The organism is Aggregatibacter kilianii, from assembly GCF_003130255.1.
GTDB classification, from domain to species: Bacteria; Pseudomonadota; Gammaproteobacteria; order Enterobacterales; family Pasteurellaceae; genus Aggregatibacter; species Aggregatibacter kilianii.
Genome location: NZ_NRCN01000001.1, coordinates 1,506,839 through 1,524,997 on the forward strand (window position 1 = coordinate 1,506,839; position 18,159 = coordinate 1,524,997).

Consider the following 18,159-nt stretch of genomic DNA (forward strand, 5'->3'; position numbering starts at 1 on the left):
TTTTTCAAAATGTTACGGTATCTTATGTACCGTAACATTTATTCTCAACAAGCAATTCCATGCTTTAAGGCTTATAAAGAAATGGCACAACGTAATGGGTTGTCTAATTTCGCGGTTTTCTTCACAATTTTATTTTCGGTCTTTGTGTTATCAGGCTGTGTTGGCTTGAGTGACGCTTTTGTGTCTAAAAATAAAGTGGTATTAGCCGAGCAACATCCAAGCCAGCATTTTGAACAGGAAGTGATGATTGTTCGAATTAGCCAAGTATTGCTTGTGGGAAAAATGAGTAATGAAGAACGTGCATCTCTCCATTTCGAACGAGGAGTGCTTTACGATAGTTTGGGGCTTTGGGCTTTAGCGCGTTATGATTTTACTCAAGCACTTGCATTGCAACCCAAAATGGCGGCAGTGTATAACTATCTAGGGCTTTATTTATTACTTGATGAAGACTATGAAGGCGCCTTAGAGGCCTTTAATACGGTTTTCAGCCTTGATCCGGACTATGAATATACCTTCCTTAATCGAGCATTAAATTTCTATTATGTGGAGCGATATAACCTGGCCGAACAGGATTTCTTAGAATTTTATCAACGCAATAAATCTGATCCTTATCGTGTCTTATGGCTTTATTTGAATGACTTGAAATTCAAACCTGCCGAAGCGCAAAAAAATCTGGCTCAACGTGCAATTGGGCTTTCTAATGATTATTGGGGTACCTATATTGTCCAGTATTATTTGGGCAAGTTATCAGTACAAGAATTGCAAAATAAAGCACAACATTTTGCAGCGCAGACTTCTACGCAATATGCGGAAATTCTTACTGAAACCTACTTCTATCTAGCAAAACAAAAACTCAATATGGGGCGGGTTGATGAGGCGGAGACCTTATTCAAACTGGCTGTTGCAAATCAGGTGTATAACTTTGTGGAGTATCGTTTTGCGGTGTTTGAGCTGGCAAAATTAGGACAACAGGCTCAAGCGGAATAACGGTTAGTTGATTTAACCGGACGCGTTGTATAGCGTAAAACGACACATTGTAATTAACCTGAAAGCCTTGATTGAGCTTTCCTTTTTATACATTCGAGTATTTTAAATGACTGAAACTAAAATGACTTTCGCGGATTTAGGCTTGCCTGAATTCATCCTTAATGCTGTTTCCGATCTTGGCTTTGAAACACCTTCTCCAATTCAACAAATTTGCATACCGCACTTATTAGAAGGCCGTGATGTACTGGGCATGGCGCAAACCGGTAGTGGAAAAACCGCTGCATTTTCTTTACCGATTTTGGCAAAGATTGACCCGGCTGAAAAACACCCGCAATTATTGGTGATGGCGCCGACCCGCGAATTGGCAATTCAAGTCGCCGACGCATGCGAACAATTCATGAAATATGCCAAAGGCATTAATATCGTCACTTTGTATGGTGGTCAACGTTATGACATCCAGTTGCGTGCATTAAAACAGGGTGCACAAGTGGTGGTGGGAACGCCGGGACGTATTTTGGATCACCTACGCCGCGGTACGTTAAGCCTTGCCGAACTGAAGGCGATCGTATTAGACGAAGCAGATGAAATGTTGCGCATGGGCTTTATTGAAGATGTGGAAACTGTGATGGCGGAATTGCCGGAACATCACCAAACCGCACTGTTTTCTGCCACGATGCCGGAACCGATTCGTCGAATCACCAAACGCTTTATGAAAGATCCGCAGGAGGTCAAAATTAAAGCAACCCAACAAAGTGCGCCGGATATTGCGCAAAGTTGTTGGTATGTCCACGGTTTCCGTAAAAATGACGCCTTATTACGTTTCTTGGAAGTGGAAGATTTTGATGCGGCAATTATTTTTACCCGCACCAAAACCGGCACGTTAGATGTGACCGAATTATTAGAAAAACATGGTTTTCGTGCGGCAGCATTGAATGGTGACATGACTCAGCAGTTACGCGAACAAACCTTGGATCGTTTGCGTAGCGGTAGTTTAGATATTGTCGTAGCGACAGACGTGGCGGCGCGTGGTATTGATATCGAACGTATTAGCCTTGTGGTGAACTACGACATTCCGCTTGATGCAGAATCCTATGTGCATCGTATCGGTCGTACCGGCCGTGCAGGGCGTTCCGGTCGAGCCTTATTGTTCGTTGAACCGCGTGAGCGTCGTTTGTTGCGTAATGTTGAACACCTGATCAAGAAAAATATTGAAGAGGTGGAATTGCCGAATCATGAAGTCTTACAAGCCTGTCGTCGTAAAAAATTCAAAGATAAAATTACTACGCAGTTGGAACACCATGATTTAGAGCTTTATCGTGAATTGTTGGAAGATATGTTTACTGCCGATCAATCACAAGAAGACATTGCCGCTGCAATGATGATGTTGTTACAAGGCAAACAAAAATTGATTCTTCCACCGGATCCAATTGTAGATAAAAAAGTTCGTCGTGATCGTGGTGAACGCGGTGATCGCCGTGAAAATCCACGTTCGGCAGAACGTCGCGGCGAACGTAAAGGCTATGGTAATCCGCAACCGATGGATTTATATCGCATCGAAGTTGGGCGTGCAGACGGTGTCGAAGTACGCCACATTGTCGGTGCTATTGCCAATGAAGGCGATATTAATAGTCGCTATATTGGTCATATTAAATTGTATGACGATTATTCCACTATCGAGCTACCACAAGGTATGCCGAAAGAATTGTTACAACAATTTGGTAAAACCCGTGTGTTGAATAAACAAATGCGTATGTCCTTTATCGCCGAAGTGAAAGGCGAGCGTGGTGGTGACTATTTCGGTGCCAAACGTCACGGAGGTCGTTTTGAAGAAAAAGGCTTCAAGGGTGATCGTAAATTTAAAGAAAAATCTCACCGCACTTTTAAAGAAAAACGTGAGTTTCGAAAATAAAAATGAAGACCGCACATAAAGTGCGGTCGTTTTTTTAGATGAATTTACGGCTTATCGTTAGATAAGCCGTTTTTTATGGAAATTATAAATCGTTGCCCTTGAGATCGCGGGTATACACTTTGTCGATTACATCTTCAATATCAGGTGTTAGGCGGTTAGCTAAAATCACATCGGATTTTTGTTTAAAATGATTTAAATCGCTAACAACTTTGCAATCCAGAAATTCTTGTCCACCGTATTCCGGTTCATACACAATCACTTCTATACCTTGTTCTTTGATTCGTTGCATGACGCCTTGAATACTAGAGCAACGGAAATTATCGGAACCGGATTTCATGGTTAAGCGATAAATGCCGACGGTAGATGGACTTCTTTTTAACACTTCACCGGCAATGAAATCTTTTCGGGTATCGTTAGATTGTACGATAGCACTGATTAAGTTTTGCGGTATGTCTTCGTAATTGGCCAACAATTGTTTGGTATCTTTTGGCAAGCAGTAACCACCATAACCAAAAGAAGGGTTGTTGTAATGCCCACCGATGCGCGGATCCAATGAAATGCCATCGATGATATATGAGGCATCTAAATTATTAGACGCTGCAAAAGAATCAAGTTCATTGAAGAATGCAACCCGCAATGCCAAATAAGTGTTGGCAAATAATTTAATAGATTCCGCTTCTGTCGGGTCGGTCAGTACAATTTGAACGTCAGGTTTTAGGCTACAATCGCGTAATATTTCGGCAAATTTTTGCGCCGCATCGCTACGATCGCCAACTACAATTCGAGACGGATGGAGATTGTCATACAACGCCTTGCTTTCGCGTAAGAATTCCGGTGAGAACATAATTTTTTCTGTATTAAACTCTTTACGCATTTTTTGGGTGAAACCGACCGGAATGGTGGATTTAATCACCAAGTAGGCCATCGGATTTTGAGCTCGAGCCTTTTTTAATACGGCTTCTACGGAACGCGTATCAAAAGAGTCGGTTTCAGGATCGTAGTCCGTCGGGGTTGCAATAACGATGTAATCGGCATCGGCATAAGCTGCGGCAGTGTCAATGGTTGCGTGTAAATTTAGTGGCTTATTAGCTAAATATTCACTGATTTCCACGTCTTGAATCGGTGATACTTTGCTATTAACCAGTTGAACCTTTTCAGGGGAAATGTCCACCAAGGTCACATCATGTTGTTGTGCTAATAATATTGCATTGGAAAGTCCAACATAACCGGCACCGACAACGGTAATTTTCATATATTACTCCTTGAGTTTACCTAAAATAAATTTTGTTTAGTCATTACCTAAGCGCTGTTCACAGAGTGCAAGCAGGGTTTCTGTGGTGTGCTTGCGATCGGCAAATTGCGTGCTTAGGTATATATGACGGGCAAGAGAAAGTGTTGTATAAATATCAACACTTTGTTTGTTGGCGGTTGCGCTGTAGGTTAAAAATGTAGAAAGAAATGCGTCTTGATGTTGTTGTAATGCGTGAATATCGCCATAGTGACGAAGGGCGAATTCGATAATATGTGCCAAGTAATTACCTGCGTCTAAGGCCGCATGACCTTGACAAAGCAGATCGAGATCTAATAAAACCATATCACCCGGGCGACCGTTGCGTTCTAAAATTTGGTCTTGATAGAAATCCCGATGTACTGACACCGTTTCAAGTGCGGTCAAAAAATTCACTGAATTTTGCGCCGCATCTAAATTTTTAGTGAGTTTTTCACAGCCTGATAGCACTCGGCCAATGCGTTCGGCTAAGGCAGGTAATAAGATTTGTGCCTGGGTTAAACGATCGCGCAAAATAGCCAGTTCATCGTCTATTGTCCAAACAGGCAACGACAACTGTTGTGCCACTTTGCTTTGATGTAATTGGTTTAATGCCCGTGCAACAGACTCACCTAAAAAGGCAAGACGTCCATTACTTTGGACAAGCAAATCGCCAAGACATTGCCCATTTACTTTTTGTTGTAACCAAGTATGTTGTTCCGCTAATGTGCCTAGCGGTTCGGCAACACTGATGTGGGCACTGTCGTTAAAGCCTTCCTGCCACAACGATTGTTGAATATTAAATGCGCGGGAATCCAATCCTTTGCGACGGTATTTCCCAATAATACATTGTCGGCCCAATTTTTTAGTGTCGATAATATAGTCCACTATGGCACGTCGTTGCGGTTTGTAACGTTGTACCTCAGCAGTGATTAATCGGCCTTGATATGTCGGTGGTAAAACCTTCATCAGGCGGGATTGCATGTGATCCCGATGAGTGAGAACGGTCAGTAGCGGATCGCTCTCAAAAGAGAGTATTTTTCCTTCTGCGGACAAATACAAATCGTCTTTTTTATTGAGCAAACAGCTTACCCGTTGTAATAGTTGCAAGGTATATTCCGGCCACTGCAGTGTACGTTTACGAAAGGGTTCCGTTGCCAAGCGTAAGAGTGCAGAGGCGACAAAATAAGTGAGACCGCTTAAATCATCATGAGCCTTTTCTTGATAGTGGTGAAGAAAAGTTTTCACCAATTTATTTGCTTGCCAGCCCGGTAAAACGCCTTCAATAATTTGAAATTCCAGCCTTGCGATAAAGGTGGCCAAATCCATTAACGGGTTTCCTGCTGCGCAACGATCCCAATCGAGAAGATGCAATTTACCCTGTTCTTCTACGACTTGATCTAAAGAAAAATCGCCATGAATTAATCGGAAAACGTCTTTTTGTCGTTCCAAGCCCTGTGTGATTTTTTCCATTAGCTCGGAAAAACATGTGGCTTGTTGAGGCAAAATGGCATTAAATGTGGATAATACGCCTTGCATTGCCTGAATTTCATCGCTGATACCATACTTTATAGTTGGTTGATATCGGCTCTGGTGCAGTTTATGTAGTTTATTTGCCAAGTGTGCAAGCATTTCATCGGAGGCAATCACCTGCTCTTCCGGGCAGAGGCTATGCCCCTCCAACCAACGGGTTACTAATGTACAATTTGTACCGTCCACTCCCAATAGCTGTAATTCGTTTTGCGCTACGCCAAACGCAGAGGCAGTTAACACTTTGCCGAAATCTTCCGGATAAATACAACGTACTACCGCCACGTAACGGTCGTTATAACGAACACCTGCTACTAATCGGCGCTCCGGTTTGTAACGTAAAATATCAATATCCACAGCGTCATTCAGGTTTTCTTCTAAACCGCATAACTGCATAATTTCACGGCGAGCCTGTGGATCTATCAACCAACGCAAATAACGAATGCTATGATCGTAGGCAGGGTGTAACAATATAATGTTGAGATCAAATAAGGCCATTGGCGGATGCGGAACATTCTCTTGGATTAGCTTTTGACGCTTGGGGTTGTTCCAAGATTGGGCAAAACGCTTAGGCGTTAGCGCCTTGGCAAAATAATATTGTACAGAACCATCGGCTAATTGTACTTTCAATGTACAAGCACAACTGTTGGTAGGTTTGTAGCGTAAATATTTAACTTGAATTTTGACCGCACTTTGCAGACCCGGCAACTCTTGCAGTTTACCTAACATCAAGTCGGAATCGAGTAATGCTGCCAAGCCGGGCAACGCAGTATCGCCTGCAATAATCTGTTTGTCTGCATGAGTAAGCATATTGTCTATCCTTCTTTTTATTTAAATCTGGTTTGGGTCATTAGCTCAGTTGTAATTTCCACCAGTTGGCGTAGTTACCGCCTTTCGCCAACAATTGCTGATGGTTGCCTTGCTCTTCAATCATCCCGTTATTGACGAATAAAATACGATCGGTTTTGGCGGCTAACGCTAGATCGTGGGTAATCATTAATGTCGTGCGATTTTGCATTAGGTTTTCCAAGGCACTAATGACATGAGCCTCATTTTCTTGGTCTAAACCAACGGTTGGTTCATCCAAAATTAATACCGCACTTTTATTCATGGCTGCACGAGCAATAGCAATACGTTGGCGCTGCCCACCGGAAAGCGAGCCGCCCCGTTCGCTAAGAATTGTGTCATAGCCTTGTGGTAAGGCGATGATGAAATCATGTGCGTTGGCTAATTTTGCGGCTTGAATGATTTCTTCATCGGTAATTTTCTCAGTCTGGTTAATGGCACCTAAGGCGATGTTTTCTCGCACACTTAAACCGAATAACAAATTGTCTTGTGGCACGATAGCAATTTGAGAGCGCAGGCTGGCGATGGTGTAATCCTGAATATTTTTACCATCCAGACAAATGCGGCCTTCTTCAGGTTCATATAGTCTTAACAGTAGACTGGTAAGCGTTGATTTTCCTGCACCGGAAGGGCCGACAATGGCAACCTTTTCCCCCGGTTTAATGAGAAAATCCATGTCATTTAATACTGCCAAAGGTTGTTCATCTTGCATGTCATAGCTGAATTTAACGTGTTCAAAACGAATTTCACCGCGCGCAGAGGTTAATACTTTTGCATTTGGCTTGTCGGTAATGTCCGGTTGTTCGTCCAATAAATTCACCACGCGTTCTCCGGCTGCCAAGGCTTTGGATAATCTGCCGGTGTATTTGGCATACTCACGCACAGGGCGGAAAGAGTTAGTTAAGTAAGACATAAAAATGATCAGATCACCGGTGGACATCTTGCCGTTTAAGACGGAATAAGAGCCATATAATAAGACCAGTGCAGAAATGATGGCGACGATCACATCAACACGACGTTCCAAACCGGCGGAAAGACGTTTTGACTGTACGTTTTGTTTGCGGCTTTCCGCATCATCACCGGCAAAGCTACGCATCGTTTCCTGTTCAAGGGAAAGGGATTGTACAGTACGAATAGAAGCGATATATTCTGCCGCTTTCGAAGCCATGCTGCCTTCCCGTTTGCGTTGTGCTCGGCTAACTTCATGGATTTTGCGACTAGCACGGGTGGTGCTCCACCACAATATCGGAATAGATAATAAAGCCAGAGAAGTTAAGCGCCAGTTGAGATACAACATCGTGCCGAACATTCCCACCAGAATCAAAATATTCGCCAACATCGGCATAAGTGCGGTAATCACAGCTTCCCTTAACATAGCGATGTCATTGATTAAGCGCATGGTTAAATCACCGGTGCGGGCTTGGGAGTGGAATCGCAAAGAAAGACGTTGTAAATGTGCAAATAAATCTTTACGCACGTTACTTAAAATACGGCTACCGGCTAAGGCTAATCCGACCGTACTGAAATAACTGGTGGCCGCCATCAGCAAGGCAATTAAAATGACGGCGGCAGCACAGCCCCATAATAAATATGTGGTATTTACCGAGGCTAATAGTGTATCAAGTAAGCCTTGATGCGCCGGTGCTTGTTGTGTTGCTGCATTAGACGCGCCATCGGTAGATACTTTGACGCCGTCTAGTAACACATGGTCCACCACAAAGGCCAACGGTAGCGGTTTGAGTAAGCGCATTGCCGTAGAAAGCAACAACGCTATTAATGCTCCGATGACAATCATTCGTTCCGGTCGAATATAGTCTCTCAGTCGGTAAGCTACCGACCACCACGAATTTTTATTCATTGATTCTGCTCCGTTAAGTTATGCGGGGATTTTACATTGTTCTGCAATTTGTAAAACGCGATCCACCACAGCTAACCAACTGTGTTTCTGCTCTGCCGTTAAACGGGCGGCTTGTCCCAGTTCCAGTAATTTTCTTGGAGAATTTAGCAATCCTGCTAAACTTTCGGCCATTTTTTGCGGATTTTCCGCTTCCACTAAAATACCGTTATAGCCTTCGTCAATGACCTGTGCTAAGTGACCTACTTGGGTAGCAATAATCGGTAAACCGGCAGCCATGTATTCGTAAATCTTTAACGGAGAGAAATAAAAATCAGCCAAGTTAGGGTAAGGTGCGGTAGCAATGTGCATTTGCGCCAACCATTGTGGGACGGTTTCCGGGGCAACAGCTCCGCTAAATTGGACATATTCCGATAAGCCAAATTGTGCAATTTCTGCCTGTAAAGACTCATATTGTGGACCATCCCCAACAATTAATAAGCGGGTTTTGTGTCCTTGTTGATGTAATAATGCCCAAGCCTGAACAAGTGTTTCTACGCCATGCCAAGGCTTTAATGTGCCTAAAAAACCAATGGTCGGAATTTCGCTTGTCTTGCTTTCCAAGAGGTTGTGAAATTTCTCCGCGTTATGTTGGGCTGCGGCGGCAAAACGGGCTAAATCTACCCCATTAGCAATGACATGAACCCGACCTCGGGCTCGCGGGAATGTTTCCAAATAATGTTGTACCCCCGGGGATACGGCGATCATCGCATCAGCTTGGCTAAAAACCGATTCTGCAATGGCTTGCGCTTCATTTTCTAACGGCAGTTCACGATGTTTTTTCTGCTCTTCAATCAGTGGTGCATTCACTTCTAGGATGCCAACGCAATCATGCGTTTTGGCAAAATGCATACCGGCGTTACTCCATAGTGAATAGCGTTCATAAACCAAATCGAACGGGACTTCTTCGGCAAGCATTTGCTCCACCGTCTTATTGAGTGCCAACGCTGCAGATGCTCTTTCCGTAGCAGATTGGTTAGGCAATTCGGGTAAAGTACGAATTTTGATGTTTTTTAATTCAGCCGGTGGTTCACCGCCTAAACGTTGGGCAAACAAGGTGACATCTAAACCGCGTTGTAACATGCCTTTAATGACTTCTTGCACATGCACTGAAGCACCTTTAGTTCCAAATACCGGAATGCCCGGATCTGCACAAATATAAGCTACTCGCATGATTTCTCCTTAATTTGCATCGTTAACATTTGAATGTTGAGCAATTGCTTGACGGAAAACATCTCTCAGCAACGCAGCGTTCTTATCTTCATCATATTCCCGTTCAATGAGCGCACGGGCATTTTGTGATAAGGTTTGACATAACACATAGTCAGTTAACAATTTTTCTATGGCGTAGGCGAGCCGTTGCGGATTTTGTGGCGGAATACATAAACCGGTATTTTCATTTTGTACTAATTCAGGAATTCCGGCGACTTGTGTGGAAATTACCGGGGTGCCTATTGCCATTGATTCAAGCAATACTGTCGGTAAGCCGTCGCGATCTCCATCTTCGCTGATCACACAAGGAGCTACTAACATTTTGGCATTTCGAAGCAATTCAATAATTTCAGATTGTGGCATTGGCCCGAACATATGGACGCGATCGGCAATATCTAATGCCTTAATCTTGTCTTCTAATTCTTGTCTTAACACGCCGTCACCCACTATGGTGCAATCGACAAATACATTGCGTCGTTTTAGTATTGCCAAGGCCTCCAACAATACGCTAAAGCCTTTTTTGGGTACTAATCGACCTATTGCTAAAATATGTGAGGGTTGTCGGGCGCCTGTATAGTAAGGGTATTTGTGTAAATCCATACCGTTATAAATTCGTACGGTTTTTTCTGCATCATTGCCGTATTGTTCACGCAAATAGGCTAAGTTGTAATCGGAAACGGTAACCGTCATTGCCGCATCACGCATTTTGTGATCAAGTGCGGTGGATTTTTCATATGAAAAATAGATGTCTTTAGCATGGGCGGTAAAGGTGTAGCTGATGTCGGCAAAAATTGCTGCCTGTCTTGCCACAGTAGTAGCCTGTGTGCCGAAATGGGCATGTAAATGTTGGATGCCTTTATCTAATACTTTTAACGCTAAAATAATACTTTGCCCGATTTCATGTACATCACCCTGAGCTTGCGCTAATTTTGCAGCGAAATTCGGCAGACGCTGGAAGCCTTGTTCAAGCAATGCCCAGAAAGTTTCCGGATTGCGTTGTTTATCCATTAATCGATTAACCGGGGCGCGGACCTGTGAAATACTGTCTTGGAAATGGGTTTCCATCACCGGTCCAAGAGCAAAAATATCAATTTGAGTGCCGGCGCGTTCATGGGCTAAGATTTCATTTACCACGAAGGTTTCAGAAAAACGCGGATAGCGTTTTAATACGTAGCCGATATACATTGGGGTTTGTTCGTTTTGATTAAATGGTGTATTCATAATGTTATCCGTTAAAGTACGAGTTTATATTATTCGGTTTAATGTTATGCAGATAAAATGTGGCGAATTTGGGTGACCACATTATCTAACCCATTGAAATTTAGGACATCGCGTGCATTGATAGTAGAATTATTTTTCTGCAACCAATGCGTTAATGCTTGTGGAGTGAGATCAGTCGGGTGAATACAATCTATCACACCCATTTCAGCTAAGCGGGAGGCGCGAATCCATTGTTCTTTACGCGGCGTGATACGTGGCACAATCAGCGCGCGCTTATTAAAGGATAGAATCTCGGTTGTCGTGTTGTAACCGCCCATTGCAATCACGCGATCGGCATTTTGTAGCAATTTGAGTGGTTCGGTAACAAAATCCAATAAATGAATGTCGGGACGTTGTTTATTCATAAGGTGCAGTTCCCGACATTGCTCTTCAGGCATTAACGCACCGGTAATCAACAAGCCTTGATGATTTTTCGGTAATTCTGCCTGCATAAAGGCTTTGGCTAATTGAAAGCCATCTTGTCCGCCACCTACAACACAAAGTATATAAGGTTGCTTTATTTCAATGTCATTGCTATTCGGACCTTGATGTTCCACACGGCGTTTTTGATCCAAGTAGCCAACATAATTGAGTTTATTGGCAATATCGCTATCTAAATTATATTCTTTAACAAAATCAAAGAGGTTCGGATCACCATAGATCCAAAGAGATGAAAAATACAAACGGATAATTTCTAAATTTTGTAGTTTCTTCCATTGCTGGAGAACCACGGGAGGTTCATCGATAATGTCGCGTAGGCCTAATACAATATGGGTTCCGCGATTAGTTAGGACGGGTAATACGCTATCTAATTCATTCATTGCGCCGCGCGGTACGTTGTCAACGATAAAAATATGCGGCTCAAAGGCGTCTAATGCAGCATGAATCGTCTGTCGCCTGATTTTTACTAATCGCTTAACTTCAGTGCCTAATGAACGAGGAATATACTCGCCCTGCGCCGTTTTAAAATAGGTCGGAAGGGTAACGCTATCTGCCCCTTTAGGCAATTTGTATGCTCCGGATTCACGCACGCCGGATAATAATAACACTTCCGCATTTGGATAGGCTTGTAGTACCGATTGGGCCAGTAGCATATTCCGACGAATATGACCTAATCCCATGGTGTCGTGAGAATAAAACGCTATTCTTACTACGTCCGAGGTCGAATGAGACGCTAATATCTTTTGCATAGCGGGGTTGCTCCTAATCAATAAATGATAACTTTGACTAGTTTAGTCCATTAATTAAAATAACTCCGCCAGTCAGACAGGTGAAAATTTGTTTAGTTCATAAAATAAATTTGTTGGATTATTTTTAGATCCCAAAAGTGCGGTTATTTTTTTAACGAATTTAATAAATAAAAATTAATGGTGAAAATTATGCAGTTAGATAAAGTTATTGCGCAAAATATTGTAAAAAGAACAATGAGTATCATCAACTGTTCGGTGAATGTCATGGATCATCATGCGTGATTATTGCGTCAGGTAACCCTGCCCGTTTAAATCAATTACATATCGGAGCAGTGTTAGCGTTGAGACAGGACCGAATGGTGGAAGTGGATGAAAAATTGGCAGGAAAATGGAATTTTGAAGCTCAACCGGGGATTAATGTACCGATTCAATATCTTGGGCATAATATTGGCGTTATTGGTGTTTCAGGTGTTCCCGAGCAAGTGAAATCTTATGCGGAATTAGTAAAAATGACGGCTGAATTAATTGTTGAACAGCATATTTTATTAGAAAAAGAAAGTTGGAATCGGCGTTACAAAGAAGAATTTATTTTACAGTTGGTAAAAGGCAATTTATCTCTAACAGAGGTAGAAGAGCAAGCTAAATTTTTTTCTTTTTCTTTAACTATTCCGCGCATAGTAATTATTATTAAATTATTAAAACCGAGCATAGATTCTTTGCAACACTTAGTGAGTTATTTAGAACAACTGCAATTTGAACAAGAAGTGGCCATTTATCATTTTTTCTCAATTTGATAAACAACTTAAAAAATTATTACCGGAGCATTATTCGCAACAGGATTATAAAATTGCCATTGGTGCTCATCTTGAATGCCCTGTTCACGAACAATTATATGTATCTTACCGCACGGCGATGAGCACCTTGCACTATGGCTTGAAGCACTATCCGCGTAAAACATTGTATGCTTTTGAAGAATATCGATTGCCGGTGTTGTTGGCGGGAATTGCCGATAGTTGGCAGGCTGAGGAGTTATTAAAACCATTAAAAGGGTTATTTCAGCAAGAAAATGCTCAGCTACTTAAAACCTTGCAGTATTATTTTTTGTCAAATTGTGATCTGGCTCTCACTGCGCAGAAATTATTCATTCATCCCAACACGTTGCGTTATCGCCTGGCTAAAATTGAGCAAGTAACTAATTTATCTTTCAATAAGATAGAAGACAAACTGAGTCTCTATTTAAGCACCGTATTAGCCTAATAAATTGTATTAATTTACAAAAAATAAGTTTTCTAAAAGTATATTTTTGTTTTTTTGTCTAAAGTAATTTTCTCATCAAAGCATAATAATCTGTTCTGTTTATTTAATAATAGAGGAGAACATCATGACGACAGTATCTGCCTTAGGCGCGATTATTGCATTAGCGGTCGCGATCTTCTTAATTTTGAAAAAAGTGTCACCGGTTTATGGTATGTTAGCCGGCGCATTAATTGGCGGGTTAATTGGTGGCGCGGATTTAACGCAAACCGTCACTCTGATGATTAGTGGTGCGCAAGGGATTACTACTGCAGTAATGCGTATTCTGGCTGCAGGTGTGTTGGCTGGGGTGTTGATTGACTCCGGCGCGGCGAATACCATTGCCGAAAGCATCACCAATAAGTTAGGAGAAACTCGAGCCTTATTGGCATTGGCGTTAGCTACACTCATTTTAACGTCGGTTGGCGTGTTTATTGATGTGGCGGTCATCACGGTTTCACCGATTGCGTTGGCACTTGCCCGTCGTACCGATTTATCAAAACCGGCGATTTTGTTGGCAATGATTGGTGGTGGAAAAGCCGGAAATATTATCTCTCCCAACCCAAATGCCATTGCCGCCGCGGATACCTTCCATTTGCCGTTAACCTCGGTCATGATGGCGGGAATTATTCCTGCTGTTTTTGGTTTGATTTTAACTTATTTCCTTGCCAAGCGTTTGGTGAAAAAAGGCAGTAGAGTGTCAGAACAAGAGGTCGTCGTGGTAGATAAGCAGGATTTACCGAACTTTGGCACAGCAATGATTGCCCCTCTTTGTGCCATTTTGTTACTTGCCTTGCGCCCGTTATTTGATATTAAAGTCGATCCATTGATTGCCTTGCCGGTTGGTGGTTTGGTCGGTGCACTATGCATGGGCAAAATAGGCCATGCCAATCGCTATGCCGTAAGTGGGTTAGGGAAAATGGCGCCGGTCGCTATTATGTTGCTTGGTACCGGAGCATTAGCAGGCATTATTGCCAATTCGGGTTTAAAAGACGTATTAATTCAAGGCTTGGAACATTCCGGTTTACCTTCTTATATCTTAGCGCCGATTTCCGGTGCCTTAATGTCCTTAGCTACCTCCTCTACTACCGCCGGGACGGCGGTAGCATCCAATGTGTTTAGCGGCACCTTATTAGAATTAGGCGTTAGCGGATTGGCTGCGGCGGCGATGATTCATGCTGGTGCCACGATCTTTGATCATATGCCGCATGGTTCTTTCTTCCATGCTACCGGTGGTAGCGTGAACATGGATATTAAAGAGCGCTTAAAACTTATTCCTTATGAAAGTGCGGTCGGTTTAATCATGACTATTGTTTCAACCCTTATCTTCGGCGTTTTTGCCTAACATCATTACCATCAGGAGGTTAGTATGAAAATTGTAATTGCTCCCGATTCTTTTAAGGAAAGTTTAACGGCGTTGGAAGTTGCCGAAGCCATTGAAACCGGATTCAAAAAAGTTTTTCCGCAGGCGGAATATGTCAAATTACCTATGGCTGACGGCGGAGAAGGCACTGTACAATCCTTGGTGGATGCTACCGGCGGTAAATTAGTGGCATGTGATGTTATCGCGCCGCTAGGTAACCGCGTAAAAAGTTTCTTTGGGCTTTCAGGGGATGGAAAAACCGCCATTATTGAAATGGCGGCAGCCTCCGGTTTGCATTTAGTGCCGAAGGATGAACGTAATCCGTTAAATACCACCAGTTACGGCACCGGTGAATTAATTAAACGCGCATTGGCTCTTGGTGTACAACACATTATTCTTGGCATTGGCGGAAGTGCGACAAATGATGGCGGCGTGGGAATGTTACAGGCCTTAGGCATCCGATTCCTCAATAAGCAACACCAAGACATTGGCTATGGTGGAGCTCAGTTAGCGGAAATTGAGCGAATTGATACCGATGCGCTAGATAACCGCTTGGCTCAAGTGCATATTGAGGTAGCGTGTGATGTGAATAATCCTCTTTGTGGTGAACGGGGCGCTTCGGCGATTTTCGGACCGCAAAAAGGTGCAACGCCGCAAATGGTGGCGCAGCTTGATGCCGCATTAGCGCATTTTGCCGAGATAGCCCAACGGGATTGTGGCAAAAATATTAAGGAGCAGGCCAGCGCCGGTGCGGCGGGCGGTATGGGCGGCGGCTTGTTATTATTGCCAAATGTAGTACTAAAAGCCGGTGTGCAAATTGTGTTGGATAATTTGCAATTGGCGGAAAGCGTGCGGGAGGCTGATTTGGTGATTACCGGCGAAGGACGAATGGATGCGCAAAGCATTTTAGGCAAAACCCCTATTGGTGTGGCGCGTACGGCAAAACAGTTTAATAAACCGGTGATTGCCATAGTGGGTTGCTTGCGTGAGGATTATGAGGTGGTGTACGAACATGGCATTGATGCGGTGTTCCCGATTATTTGCCAGTTGGGCGACTTGTCAGAAATTCTACAACAAGGACGTGAGAATCTTACGTCAAGCGCGCAAAATATTGCCCGATTATTGGCGTTAAAAGACACATTTTAGTGCAAAAGTGCGGTTGATTTTTGGGATGAATTTACGGCTTATCATTTGATAAGCCGTTTTCGTTATGCTGATAGCTATTCTTCTAAAATGACTTTACCGATGTAACCAAGATTACGATGATGTTGGGCGTAGTCAATGCCATAGCCCACAACGAATTCATCAGGAATAGTGAAACCCACCCAATCTACCGGTACATCTACTTCGCGACGTGAAGGTTTATCCAATAACGTACAAATCGTCAGTGAGAGCGGTTCGCGTAAATTTAAAATTTCACGCACTTTTTGTAAGGTGTAACCGGTATCAATAATGTCTTCCACGATCAAAACGTGTTTGCCTTTGATGTCGCCATCAAGATCTTTACGGATGCGCACATCATGACTGGTACTCATGGAGTCCCCATAACTTGACGTCGTCATGAAGTCGATTTCCACCGGCAGGTTAATTTCACGTACTAAATCCGCCATGAACATGAAGGAACCACGCAGTAAACCTACAACAACCAGTGGCGTATCAGTATTTTTATGTTGATAGAAACAGGTAATTTCTTGCCCTAATTCGGTAATGCGGGAACGCACATCCTGTTCGGAAATGAGAGTGTCAACATGGTGTTTTTTCATAAAATGGTTGCCTTTAAAGGATATAACGTGCGGATATTTTAGCAAAAAAAAGACTGAAGTTTAAACTTCAGTCTTTTAAATACCCTAACGAATTTACTTTCTACTCTACCTGTTATGGAGTACTATGCAAACTTCAAAATGACTACCCATCATCTCAACTGCAATACTTAACAGATGGGGCTAATCATATCAGAGTTTTTATTATTGTCAATAAGAATTATTATCATTTGATTGAAGATTTCTTAATTTCCGGAAATTTTCATATTTTCCAGTAGGATAGAACCGGTCTGGATATTTGAGCGATGTTCAATATCATCACCTACCGCCACAATATTACGCAGCATGTCCTGCAATCTTCCTGCAATAGTGATTTCTGCCACCGGATATTGAATTTCACCGTTTTCCACCCAAAATCCGGCGGCACCACGTGAGTAGTCGCCTGTGACCAAATTCACACCTTGCCCCATCACTTCGGTAACCAATAATCCTCTCTCCATTTGGTGTAAAAGTGCGGTCAATTTTCCTGATGAATTGGGTTGTACCAACCAATTATGAATGCCACCTGCGTGCCCTGTGCTTTGCATAGCTAGCTTGCGACCGCTATAACTGGTGAGTAAATAGGTTTGCAAAATTCCTTGGCGAATAACCTCCAGATCTTGCGTTCTGACGCCTTCGCTATCAAATGGTGTAGAGGCCAATCGACCGATTAAATGAGGTTTTTCGCTAATATGAAACCAATCGGGCAATACTTGTTTGCCGAGGTGATCCAATAAGAAACTGGCTTTACGATACAAACTGCCACCACTAATGGCTGACGCCAAATGACTGATTAATCCTGTCGCCACGTCATTTAAGAAAATAACCGGCGCCTGCTGCGTGGCAATTTTTTGTGGTTGTAAACGGGCAATAGTTTTCTGTGCTGCATTTTCCCCCACCCATTGCGCACTTTCTAACGAATTGATATTACGGGAAACTGTGTATTCATAATCCCGTTCCAGTTGATTTTCATGTTCGGCAATGACCGAGCAAGACAACGAATAGCGGCTGGATAAATAGCTTTGCAACATTCCATGGCTATTGCCATACACACGCACGCCGGTATGAGCATTGAAAGAAGCCCCTTCACTGTTGACAATGCGTTTGTCGAATTCCAATGCCGCCTTTTCTGTTTCTAATGCCAATTGCGCAGCGCGATCAACATCAATATCGGCGGCGTGGTATAAATCTAAATTCGGGGCATCAAACGCCATTAATTCTTTATCGGCTAAGCCTGCGCAATCATCAGGGGATGTGTATTTTGCGATCGCCAAGGCTGCTTCTACGGTATTTTTAATGGCCTCCGGGCTTAAATCGGAGGTGGACGCGTTGCCTTTTTGTTGACCTAAATAAACCGAAATGCCTAATGCCCCATCATTATTAAATTCAACGTTTTCAATTTCTTTTAAACGGGTAGAAACCGATAATCCACCGGATTTCGTGACCCCCACTTCGGCGGCTGCGCCGGCTTTTTGTGCAATTTCAATGGCGAGACTGACCGCACCGCGTAATTGTTGTTCTTGTTGCTGTAAAAGTGCGGTCTGATTTTCAAGTGTTTTTGCTGACATAAATGGATTTCTCGTGGTTAAAAATGCCCTAATTTTAGCCT

The 18,159-nt window shown here is 43.0% G+C and carries 12 protein-coding genes and 1 pseudogene; 5 read left to right on the forward strand and 8 right to left on the reverse strand.

What is annotated here, in order from left to right:
* Nucleotides 1-81 precede the first annotated feature (81 nt).
* Together nlpI and DK428_RS07150 are read left to right on the forward strand one after the other, a co-directional pair.
* On the forward strand, nt 82-987 hold the full coding sequence (nlpI, locus tag DK428_RS07145; RefSeq protein ID WP_109063676.1) for a lipoprotein NlpI: 906 nt from the start codon (nt 82-84) through the stop codon (nt 985-987).
* 106 nt (nt 988-1,093) lie between these two features.
* Nucleotides 1,094-2,896, forward strand: a complete 1,803-nt coding sequence (locus DK428_RS07150) for a DEAD/DEAH box helicase (RefSeq protein ID WP_109063417.1) — start codon at nt 1,094-1,096, stop codon at nt 2,894-2,896.
* An 82-nt stretch (nt 2,897-2,978) separates the two neighbouring features.
* Here DK428_RS07150 and DK428_RS07155 read toward each other — a convergent pair whose 3' ends face one another.
* From DK428_RS07155 to DK428_RS07180, 6 genes are read right to left on the reverse strand one after another with little or no spacing between them, the layout of a single operon-like run.
* Nucleotides 2,979-4,148 carry a nucleotide sugar dehydrogenase gene (locus tag DK428_RS07155; protein WP_109063418.1) on the reverse strand — a complete coding sequence of 390 codons (1,170 nt, stop codon included), beginning with the start codon at nt 4,146-4,148 and terminating at the stop codon, nt 2,979-2,981.
* A 36-nt stretch (nt 4,149-4,184) separates the two neighbouring features.
* Complete coding sequence (locus tag DK428_RS07160; RefSeq protein ID WP_109063419.1) at nt 4,185-6,503, reverse strand: phosphotransferase family protein; 2,319 nt, start codon at nt 6,501-6,503, stop codon at nt 4,185-4,187.
* Between the two features lie 40 nt (nt 6,504-6,543).
* Entirely contained in the window at nt 6,544-8,397 is a 1,854-nt protein-coding gene (locus DK428_RS07165) for an ABC transporter ATP-binding protein (RefSeq protein WP_165819771.1), read from the reverse strand.
* A gap of 18 nt (nt 8,398-8,415) precedes the next feature.
* Nucleotides 8,416-9,606: a glycosyltransferase family 4 protein gene (locus tag DK428_RS07170; protein ID WP_109063420.1), complete on the reverse strand. Its 1,191-nt coding sequence runs from the start codon at nt 9,604-9,606 to the stop codon at nt 8,416-8,418.
* Between the two features lie 9 nt (nt 9,607-9,615).
* Nucleotides 9,616-10,866 carry a glycosyltransferase family 4 protein gene (locus tag DK428_RS07175; protein ID WP_109063421.1) on the reverse strand — a complete coding sequence of 417 codons (1,251 nt, stop codon included), beginning with the start codon at nt 10,864-10,866 and terminating at the stop codon, nt 9,616-9,618.
* A 44-nt stretch (nt 10,867-10,910) separates the two neighbouring features.
* Complete coding sequence (locus tag DK428_RS07180; protein WP_239493755.1) at nt 10,911-12,095, reverse strand: glycosyltransferase family protein; 1,185 nt, start codon at nt 12,093-12,095, stop codon at nt 10,911-10,913.
* A 189-nt stretch (nt 12,096-12,284) separates the two neighbouring features.
* Between DK428_RS07180 and DK428_RS11870 the strand changes: the two are divergent.
* The 3 genes and pseudogenes from DK428_RS11870 to DK428_RS07195 all read left to right on the forward strand — a co-directional run bounded on the left by DK428_RS11870 (nt 12,285) and on the right by DK428_RS07195 (nt 15,897).
* Nucleotides 12,285-13,352 (forward strand): annotated as a pseudogene (locus DK428_RS11870) (sugar diacid recognition domain-containing protein).
* 124 nt (nt 13,353-13,476) lie between these two features.
* A complete protein-coding gene (locus DK428_RS07190; RefSeq protein WP_109063423.1) occupies nt 13,477-14,733 on the forward strand; it encodes a GntP family permease in 1,257 nt (418 codons plus the stop codon).
* Nucleotides 14,734-14,757: 24 nt separating this feature from the next.
* On the forward strand, nt 14,758-15,897 hold the full coding sequence (locus tag DK428_RS07195) for a glycerate kinase (protein WP_109089979.1): 1,140 nt from the start codon (nt 14,758-14,760) through the stop codon (nt 15,895-15,897).
* A gap of 74 nt (nt 15,898-15,971) precedes the next feature.
* On the opposite strand, the gene hpt is transcribed toward DK428_RS07195, so the two are convergent.
* Nucleotides 15,972-16,514 carry a hypoxanthine phosphoribosyltransferase gene (hpt, locus tag DK428_RS07200; RefSeq protein ID WP_109063425.1) on the reverse strand — a complete coding sequence of 181 codons (543 nt, stop codon included), beginning with the start codon at nt 16,512-16,514 and terminating at the stop codon, nt 15,972-15,974.
* Between the two features lie 242 nt (nt 16,515-16,756).
* Nucleotides 16,757-18,118, reverse strand: coding sequence for a metalloprotease PmbA (pmbA, locus tag DK428_RS07205; RefSeq protein WP_109063426.1), 1,362 nt, complete (start codon nt 18,116-18,118; stop codon nt 16,757-16,759).
* Between the last annotated feature and the right edge of the window lie 41 nt (nt 18,119-18,159).